This is a genomic window from Mycobacterium sp., from assembly GCF_050701675.1.
Classification (GTDB): Bacteria; Actinomycetota; Actinomycetes; order Mycobacteriales; family Mycobacteriaceae; genus Mycobacterium.
The window spans coordinates 1-6,510 of sequence record NZ_JBOGDD010001281.1; the positions used below are offsets into that span (position 1 = coordinate 1).

General features: G+C 66.0%; 4 protein-coding genes. All 4 read left to right on the plus strand.

Translation table 11 applies throughout. The annotated features are described in order from the left end of the window. Nucleotides 1–987, plus strand: a 987-nt coding sequence (gene kdpA, locus ACRDUX_RS39530; protein ID WP_526422791.1) for a potassium-transporting ATPase subunit KdpA, incomplete at its 5' end; no start/stop codon positions are given. Between the two features lies 1 nt (nucleotide 988). After that, nucleotides 989–3,142, plus strand: a complete 2,154-nt coding sequence (gene kdpB, locus ACRDUX_RS39535; RefSeq protein ID WP_526422793.1) for a potassium-transporting ATPase subunit KdpB — start codon at nucleotides 989–991, stop codon at nucleotides 3,140–3,142. Nucleotides 3,143–3,144: 2 nt separating this feature from the next. After that, complete coding sequence (locus ACRDUX_RS39540) at nucleotides 3,145–4,053, plus strand: potassium-transporting ATPase subunit C (RefSeq protein ID WP_526422795.1); 909 nt, start codon at nucleotides 3,145–3,147, stop codon at nucleotides 4,051–4,053. Nucleotides 4,054–4,071: 18 nt separating this feature from the next. After that, the coding region (locus ACRDUX_RS39545) for a DUF4118 domain-containing protein (protein WP_526422797.1) at nucleotides 4,072–6,510 on the plus strand (2,439 nt) is incomplete at its 3' end.

The window sequence follows — 6,510 nt, forward strand, 5'->3', positions numbered from 1 at the left end:
GAGCTGGGCACAAACGGCGGCGGCTTCTTCAACGCCAACTCTGCGCACCCGTTCGAGAACCCCACGACGTGGACGAACTGGATCGAGATCTTCCTGCTGACGGTCGTCAGCTTCTCCCTGCCAAGGACCTTCGGCCGCATGGTCGATAGCAAGAAGCAGGGCTATGCCATCGTCGCCGTGATGGGCACCATCGCGCTGTTCAGCGTCACCCTGATGAGCGTCTTCCAGATGCAGCACCACGGCACGGTCCCGACCGCGATCGGCGCAGCATCCGAAGGCGTCGAACAGCGCTTCGGTGTGTTCGACTCGGCGATCTTCGCCGACGCGACCACGCTGACGTCCACGGGTGCGGTCAACTCGTTCCACGACTCGTACACGAGCCTCGGCGGCATGATGACGTTGTTCAACATGCAGCTCGGTGAAGTCGCGCCCGGCGGAACCGGATCCGGGCTCTACGGCATGCTGATCCTCGCGGTCATCACGGTGTTCGTAGCAGGCCTGATGGTCGGGCGGACCCCGGAATACCTTGGCAAGAAGATCACTCCTCGCGAGATCAAGCTGGCGGCAAGCTATTTCCTCGTCACGCCGCTGATCGTCCTGACCGGGACGGCCATCGCGATGGCGCTGCCGGACCAACGGGCCTCGATGCTGAACACCGGCCCCCATGGGTTGTCAGAAGTGTTGTACGCGTTCACGTCCGCAGCCAACAACAACGGCTCGGCCTTCGCCGGTATCAGCGTCAACACCGTCTGGTACAACACCGCCCTCGGGCTGGCGATGGCGCTGGGCCGGTTCCTGCCGATCATCCTGGTGCTCGCCCTGGCCGGCTCGCTGGCCAGGCAGGGAAGTACGCCGGAATCGATCGGGACCCTGCCCACCCACCGGCCGCAGTTCGTCGGCATGGTGGTCGGTGTCACCGTGATCCTCGTCGCACTGACCTTTCTGCCCGCTCTAGCCCTCGGGCCACTCGCTGAAGGAATCCACTGACATGTCCACTCCCACAATCAATTCCACTCCAGCCCAACAGGCCAACCCGCCCGCCCCGAAGGGCGCAGTCAAGGGCGGCCTGCTCGATCCCGCGATGTTGTTGAGGTCAGTGCCCGACGCGGTACGCAAGCTGGATCCGCGCACGCTGTGGCGCAATCCGGTGATGTTCATCGTCGAGGTTGGCGCCGTTTGGAGCACGGTGTTGGCGATCGTCGAGCCAACGTGGTTCGCCTGGCTGATCGTCATCTGGCTGTGGCTCACCGTGGTCTTCGCCAACCTCGCCGAAGCGGTCGCCGAGGGGCGCGGCAAGGCCCAGGCCGACACCCTGCGCAAGGCCAAGACCGACATGGTCGCGCGTCGACTCACCGGCTGGGCGCCCGGCATCCCTGGAACCGAGGAGGAGGTCGCAGCCCCGCACCTGGCGCAAGGCGAGTTCGTGGTCGTCGAAGCCGGACAGACCATTCCCGGTGACGGTGACGTCGTGGAAGGCATTGCCTCGGTGGATGAATCGGCCATCACTGGCGAGTCGGCACCGGTGATCCGCGAGTCTGGCGGTGACCGCTCAGCGGTGACCGGCGGCACCACGGTGCTCTCGGACCGCATCGTCGTGAAGATCACCCAGAAGCCCGGCGAAAGCTTCATCGACAGGATGATCGCACTCGTCGAGGGCGCCAACCGGCAGAAGACGCCCAACGAGATCGCCCTGAACATCCTGCTCGCCGCCCTCACCTTGATCTTCGTCTTCGCAGTGGCGACCCTGCAGCCGTTGGCGATCTTCTCCAAGGCGAACAACCCCGGCGTGCCCGATACGTCGGCACTGGACGGCAACGGTGTGACCGGAATCGTGATGGTCGCGTTGCTGGTCTGCCTCATCCCCACCACCATCGGCGCGCTGCTCTCGGCCATCGGCATCGCGGGCATGGACCGCCTCGTGCAACGCAACGTGCTGGCCATGTCCGGCCGCGCGGTCGAAGCAGCAGGCGACGTGAACGTCCTGCTGCTGGACAAGACCGGCACCATCACCCTGGGCAACCGGCAGGCAGCCGACTTCGTGCCGCTGCCCAACGTCACACCCGAGCAGCTCGCCGACGCCGCGCAGCTGTCCAGTCTGGCCGACGAGACGCCGGAAGGCCGTTCCATCGTGGTGTTCGCCAAGCAGGAGTACGGATTGCGGGCCCGTACCCCCGGTGAGCTCGCAGGCGCCGAATGGGTCGAATTCACCGCCATGACCAGGATGTCCGGTGTCAACCTCGAGGACGGTCACCAGTTGCGCAAGGGCGCAACGGCTTCGGTCGCCGAGTGGATTCGCGAACAGGGCGGTGTCGTACCCGCCGAACTCGCCAACATCGTCGACGAGATCTCCGCGGCTGGCGGTACCCCGCTGGCCGTCGGTGAGGTCCGCGACGGCACGGCATCTGTCCTCGGGGTCATCCATCTCAAGGACGTCGTCAAGCAGGGCATGAGGGAGCGCTTCGACGAGATGCGCAAGATGGGCATCCGAACCGTGATGATCACCGGCGACAACCCGTTGACCGCTAAGGCGATCGCCGACGAGGCCGGCGTCGACGACTTCCTCGCCGAAGCCACCCCGGAGGACAAGCTGGCGCTCATCAAACGCGAACAGGAGGGCGGCAAGCTCGTCGCGATGACCGGCGACGGCACCAACGACGCACCGGCCTTGGCTCAGGCCGACGTCGGCGTGGCGATGAACACCGGCACGTCGGCGGCCAAGGAAGCCGGCAACATGGTCGATCTGGATTCGGATCCGACCAAGCTCATCGAGATCGTCGAGATCGGCAAGCAGTTGCTGATCACCCGCGGTGCGCTGACCACATTCTCCATCGCCAACGACATTGCGAAGTACTTCGCGATCATTCCGGCGATGTTCGTCGTGCTGTTCCCCGGCCTGGATCTGCTGAACGTCATGCGGCTGCACAGTCCACAGTCGGCGATCCTCTCGGCAGTGATCTTCAACGCGATCATCATCGTGGCACTGATCCCACTGTCGCTGCGAGGTGTCCGCTACACCCCGGCCAGCGCCTCAAAGCTGTTGAGCCGCAACCTGCTGATCTACGGCGTCGGCGGCATCGTTGCCCCCTTCGTCGGGATCAAACTCATCGACCTGGTAATCCAATTCCTCCCCGGGATGTCTTAAACATGAAACTTCAGAGCCTTCTCCGTCAACACCTCGCCGCCATCCGTGCGCTTCTGGTGCTCACCGTGATCACCGGCATCGCCTACCCACTCGTCGTGTGGGCGGTGGCCATGCTGCCGGGCCTGAACGACAAGGCCCAAGGCTCGATCATCGAGGTCGCCGGCAAGCCGGTCGGCAGTTCGCTGATCGGTCAACTGTTCACCGATGCCGACGGCAACCCCATCCCCAAGTACTTCCAGAGCCGGCCGTCCGCGGCCGGTGACGGGTACGACCCGCTGGCCACCAGTGCCAGCAACCTGGGACCCGAGAGCATCGTCGACACCCCCGCGGACCCGTCGTTGTCCGAAGACGACAACGGCTATAAGGCGAGCCTGCTCACCACCGTCTGCTCCCGCAGTGCGGCGGCCGGGACGCTCGACGGCGTCGACGGCAAGCGCCCGTTCTGCACCGGTGACGGTGTCGGCGCGGTGCTTTCGGTGATTGGCCCCCGCGATGCCCGCGGCAACGTCACGAGCCCCACCCGGGTGATCAGCGTCAACGAACCGTGCACCGCGAACACGGCGCCGTTTCTCGCCACCTACGAGGGCGTGAAGGTCGAATGCGCCAAATTCGGCGAGGACTACACGATCGGCCAGATCGTGCCCATCCGCGGCGCGGCCTCGGCCGACCCGGCCGTCCCCGCCGATGCGGTGACCGCGAGCGGTAGCGGCCTGGACCCCCACATCTCCCCGGCCTACGCCGACATCCAGGTCGACCGCGTCGCCAAGGCCCGCGGGGTCAGCGCCGAGCAGGTCCGCGCCGTGTTGATCGATAACACCGCCGGACGGGATCTGGGCTTCATGGGTGAGCCCCGGGTAAACGTGCTCGAACTCAACCTGGAACTGGATCAGAAGTACCCGGCGAAGAGCTGATCTGACCCAATGACGGGCGTGACTACCTCCCAGTACAAGGCCAAGCGCGGAGAGTTGCGCATCTATCTGGGGGCGGCCCCAGGCGTCGGGAAGACCTTCGCGATGCTCGGGGAAGCACGGCGACGGATCGACCGGGGCACCGACGTCGTGGCCGCCGTCGTGGAAACCCATGGCCGCAAGAAGACCGCGGAGATGATGGCCGGCATCACGATGGTCCCGCCGCACTACGTCGAGTACCGCGGCAGCAGTTTTCCCGAACTGGACGTCGACGCGGTACTGGCCCGACGGCCCGAGGTGGTACTCGTGGACGAGCTCGCCCACACCAACACCCCTGGCAGCAGAAACACCAAACGTTGGCAGGACATCGAGGAGCTCCTCAGCGCGGGCATCACCGTCATCACCACGGTCAACGTGCAGCACTTGGAAAGCCTCAACGACGTCGTCGCACAGATCACCGGGATCGAGCAGCAGGAGACCGTCCCCGACGACGTCGTGCGGAGCGCCGCGCAGATCGAACTGGTCGACATCTCACCGGAGGCGTTGCGGCGCAGGATGTCCCACGGCAACGTCTATGCACCCGAGAAGGTCGACGCGGCGCTATCGAACTACTTCCGCCAGGGCAACCTCACCGCGCTGCGAGAACTGGCGCTGCTGTGGCTTGCAGATCAGGTGGACGCGGCGCTGGCGAAGTACCGTGCCGAGAACAAGATCACCGAGACCTGGGAGGCGCGGGAACGCGTAGTCGTCGCCGTGACCGGCGACGCGGAGTCGGAGACGTTGGTTCGCCGCGCCTCGCGCATCGCGTCGCGCTCCAGCGCTGAACTGATGGTGGTCCACGTCGTCCGCGGTGACGGTCTGGCCGGGGTGTCGGCCCCACAGATGGGCAAGGTGCGCGAACTCGCGACGAGCCTGGGGGCCACCGTGCACGCGGTGATCGGCGACGACGTGTCCGCGGCGCTGCTGGACTTCGCCCGCGAGATCAACGCCACCCAGTTGTTAGTGGGCACCTCCCGACGATCCCGCTGGGCCCGCATCTTCGACGAGGGCATCGCCGCCGCGACCGTGCAGCACTCCGGGAAGATCGACGTGCACATGGTGACCCACGAGGAAGCCGGTCACGGCATCTCGTGGAAGTCGATCGCGCCGCGGGAACGACGCCTGCTGTCCTGGCTCGCGGCCCTGGCCGTGCCGTCCATCATCTGCGCGATCACCTATGTCTTCCTGGATCCCTACCTGGGTATCGGCGGCGAGAGCGCACTGTTCTTCGTCGGGGTGTTGGTCGTCGCCCTGCTGGGCGGTGTCACCCCAGCGGTCCTGTCCGCGTTGCTGTCGGGCCTGCTGCTCAATTATTTCCTCACCACGCCTCGCTTCAGCTTCACCATCGCCGAACCGGACGCTGCCGTCACCGAGGTCGTGCTGCTGGCGATGGCGGTCGCCGTTGCCGTTCTGGTGGACCGCGCGGCCAATCGCACCCGCGAGGCCAGACGCGCCTCCCAGGAGGCCGAACTGCTGACCCTGTTCGCGGGCGCGGTGCTCCGTGGCGCCGACCTGGCGACGCTTCTGGAACGGGTCCGTGAGACATACTCGCAGCGAGCCGTGAGCATCCTGCGAGGCGGCACCGGGATCGTGGCGTGCGTCGGCCAAAGTCCCTGCTCAACAGTGGACTCCGCCGACACCGCCATCGAGGTCGGCGACGACGAATTCTGGATGTTGATGTCCGGCAAGCAACTCGCCGCACGGGATCGCAGGGTGCTCGGCGTCGTCGCCCGACAGGCCGCAGGTCTGATCAAGCAACGCGAGCTGACCGAAGAGGCCAGCAAGGTGCACGCGATTGCCCAAGCAGACGAGTTACGTCGCTCCCTCCTGTCGGCGGTCAGCCACGACCTGCGAACACCCCTTGCCGGCGCCAAGGCCGCCGTGTCGAGCCTGCGCGCCGACGACGTCGGCTTCTCCCCAGAGGACACCGCTGAACTGCTGGCCACCGTCGAGGAATCGATCGATCAGCTCACCGCATTGGTGGGCAACCTGCTGGACTCCTCGCGTTTGGCCGCCGGTGCCGTCTCACCTCGGCTGAGCCGGGTCTACCTGGAAGAGGCCGTGCAACGCGCACTGGTCGGCATCAGCAAGGGCCCCATCGGTTTTGCTCGTGCCGGACTGGCCCGGGTCAAGGTCGACGTCGACGACGCGGTCGTGATGGCCGACAGCGGATTGCTCGAACGGGTGCTTGGCAATCTGATCGACAACGCGCTGCGCTACGGAGGTGACAGCGTGATTCGCATCAACGCCGCACGGGTCGGCGACCGGGTGCTGCTCAACGTCGCCGACGAGGGACCGGGGATCGCGCGCGGCAGCGAAGAGCAGATGTTCGAGCCGTTTCAGCGTCTCGGCGACTACGACAACACCACCGGAGTCGGTCTCGGCCTCTCGGTGGCACGTGGCTTCGTCGAGGCGATGGGC